The sequence below is a fragment of the Streptomyces sp. NPDC057253 genome (assembly GCF_042669125.1).
GTDB lineage: Bacteria > Actinomycetota > Actinomycetes > Streptomycetales > Streptomycetaceae > Streptomyces.
Window position 1 is genome coordinate 1 of the sequence record NZ_JBHUXV010000283.1, and the last position, 2,832, is coordinate 2,832.

2 protein-coding genes are annotated in these 2,832 nt (G+C 74.6%); both read right to left on the reverse strand.

Translation table 11 applies throughout. The features are described from left to right. Positions 1 to 46: 46 nt before the first annotated feature. Complete coding sequence (locus tag ACFULQ_RS48950; protein ID WP_383558292.1) at positions 47 to 337, reverse strand: hypothetical protein; 291 nt, start codon at positions 335 to 337, stop codon at positions 47 to 49. 31 nt (positions 338 to 368) lie between these two features. Next, positions 369 to 2,832 (reverse strand): hypothetical protein (locus tag ACFULQ_RS48955; RefSeq protein ID WP_383558296.1); only part of this gene is annotated, 2,464 nt, incomplete at its 5' end.

Genomic DNA, 2,832 nt, shown 5'->3' on the forward strand with positions numbered 1-2,832 from the left:
CCCGTGCACCGCGAGGTGCACGGGCCGTCGCGCGGGCGGTGACGGGTCAGCGCCACTCGGCAGGAATGTTCTTGACCTGCTCCAGGATGTCCCAGTCCTTGGGACGTGAGCCGGGCGAACTCCAGGGGGCGCCCTGGCCGAGCCAGTAGCCGCGGTAGTTGCGCAGGCCCATTACGCTGACATCGCTCATGCTGGGCTCGTTGCCGCAGCACGGGCAGATGGCACCCTCGTTGGGCCAGCCCCCCTCCCAGAAGGGCTCCACCCCGTCGTCGTATCCGCAGACACGGCAGACGGTCTCCCACTCGGGGCCCGGCGGGCTTCCCGGTTCGGACGACATTTCCGTACGGCTCCTCTCGGTCGGGGCGGGATCAGCGTTCCGTGCCGTTGGCCCGGAGGTAGTCCTCCAGGGTGGGCCAGCGACTGGTGTCGAACCCGTTCGGGTTGCTCGCGCTCCTGGGCGCCGGGCGGTTCATCGACATGGGAAGACCGTCCGGGTTGTACACCGCGAGTGTGTTGCTGTTCTTCTCGTAGATGACGTAGCCGCCGTTGCCCCGGTCGAAGATGCGGTAACCGGGAGGAGGCGGCGTCTTGTTCATCGACCGCATCCCGTGGGCCATCTCCACGTACTCCCTGGCCGAACCCAGCTCGGGGAACTCGCCCTTGTGCTTCTGCCAGTGCTTCGCGGCGTTCTGCGCGGCCGTCTTCACGTGGGGAGCGTTCGCGGCACCGCGCGGGATCGCCCAGATGTGCGGCACCTGCCCGTTCGCCCGCATCGACTTCGCGAACGCCTCCACCGCCGAGTACCCGGCCTTGCCCCACTTCGTGCCGGTCGCGCCCCAGCCGACGATCGGGATCGCGGCCGCGCAGGACAGGCCGGAGTTCCAGGCGTCGCCCTCGGCGCCGTACCAGCCGCAGTTGATCAGGTCGAAGGCCTCGCCGAAGCCCGGGACCACGCCCGCCGCGTCCAGGACCAGGTGGCCGGCGCCCGAGAGGTAGTCCCACCAGTCGCTGTCCTCCTCGGCCGCCATGTCCGCGAAGGCGTCCTCCAGCTCCTGGAGTTCGGCCGTGTCCTTGCGGTACTCGGCGTCCTTGCGGTTGGCCTCGGCCTCCTGCCAGATCTTGATCGCGGTGATGACGATCGCCTCGTCGGAGGCCTTCTGCGCCTCCTCGGCGGACTTCCCGGCCGCGTTCGCCGAGGCCCGGGCCTCGTTCGCCGCCTGCCACGCCGCTCCGGCCGAGCCCTGCGCCGCCGCGGCCGAAGCCGTCGCCCGGGCCGCGGAGTTGGAGGCGCGGCGGGCCGCCGCGTGGGCGTCCGCCTCGGCCGCGCGGGCCGTGCGGGCCGAGGCCGCCGCGTCCGCCGCCGACTTCTCGGCCGCCGTGGCCGAGGCGCGCGCCTGGTTCGCGTAGACGTCGGCCTGTTCCTTCGACTCCTTCGCCTGCTGGGCGTACTCGGCGGCCTTCTCGGCGGCCTTGCGGGCCTCGGCGGCGACCTTCTGGGCGAGTGCCGCGTTCTCCTGGGCGGTCCACGCCACCCGGGCGGCGCCCGCGATCAGGCCCTGCACCCGGGCCACATGGGTGGCCGTCAGCCGGTCGGCGCGCAGTGCGGAGTACTGCCCGACCTCGATGAACGCGTGCAGCACCTCCGGCGGTCCGGCCAGCGCGACCTGGGCGGCCGCGGACAGCTCGGGCCCGCCGCTCTCCTTCAGCTGCACGGCCCGTACGCGCTCGTCGGTGGTCCGGGCGGTGACGTACCCGGTGGTCAGGAACTCCCGCATGCGGTCGGTGGAGTTGGAGTCCAGCGCGGCCTGCCCGGCCTCCTTGACACCGGGACCGGCCCCGTCGAGGAGCTTGGTGATCTCGACGCGGTAGTCGTTCGCCGCGGCCTTGTGCTGGCCGGTGGTCAGGAACGCGCGGATCGCGGCGGTGTCCCCGTCCAGTGCCGTCTCCGCGGCGGTGCGCACGGCCGTGGAGCCCGCGTCGGTGGCCAGCTGGTCGACGCGGCCCCGCTCGTCCTGCTCCTGCGCCTGCTTCAGGCCGGTCCGCAGGTACGCCACGACCTCCGTGTCCGAGGAGGACAGGGCGACCTCGGCGGCCGACACGCTCCACGGACCGCGGGTGTCCGCGATGTGCAGGGCCACCTTGCGGCCCTTGGCGGCGGCCTCGGCCACGTCCACGCCCGGGGTGGCGGCCTCCTGGGCGAGAGCGGCGGCCTCGGCGTCCTTGGCCCTGGCCTCCTCGGCCTTGGCCCGCTCGCGCGCCGCGCGCTCCTCGGTCAGCCGCTTCAGGTACTCGGCGCGGGCCGTCGACTGCGCGCTGCGGGCGGCGAGTTCGGCCGCCTCCACCTCGCGGGCCAGGTCGAACGTCGTACGCGCCTTGGCCACGGCCGCGGTCGCCGCGTTGGCGGCCTCGGTGGCGGCGTTGGCGTGCTTGGTGGACTCCTCGGCGGCCTTGGCGGCCTCGCCCGCGTGCTTGGCCGCCTCCTCGGCGGCGGTCGCCGCGTTCTCGGCGTGCGCGGCGGCCGAGTTGGCCGCGTCGCGTGCCTCGTAGGCGGCCTGCGCGGAGCGGGTGGCGAGTGCCTCGGCCCGGCGGGCGGCGGCGGTCGCGTCCGCCGCGTGCCGACGGGCGTCGTCGGCGGCGTCCCGGGCCCGCTGGGCCTGGGCGTCCGACACGCCCGCGTATCCGCTCGCGGCCGTCGCCGCCGCGGCCGCCGCGTCCGCGTTGGCCCCGGCGCTGAGGGCTGCCTTGGCCGCCTTGCCGGCCTCGGTGGCGGCCACGCCCGCGTGGTTCGCGGCCTCGGCGGCCTTCTTCGCGCCCGTGGCCGCGTCCCGGGCC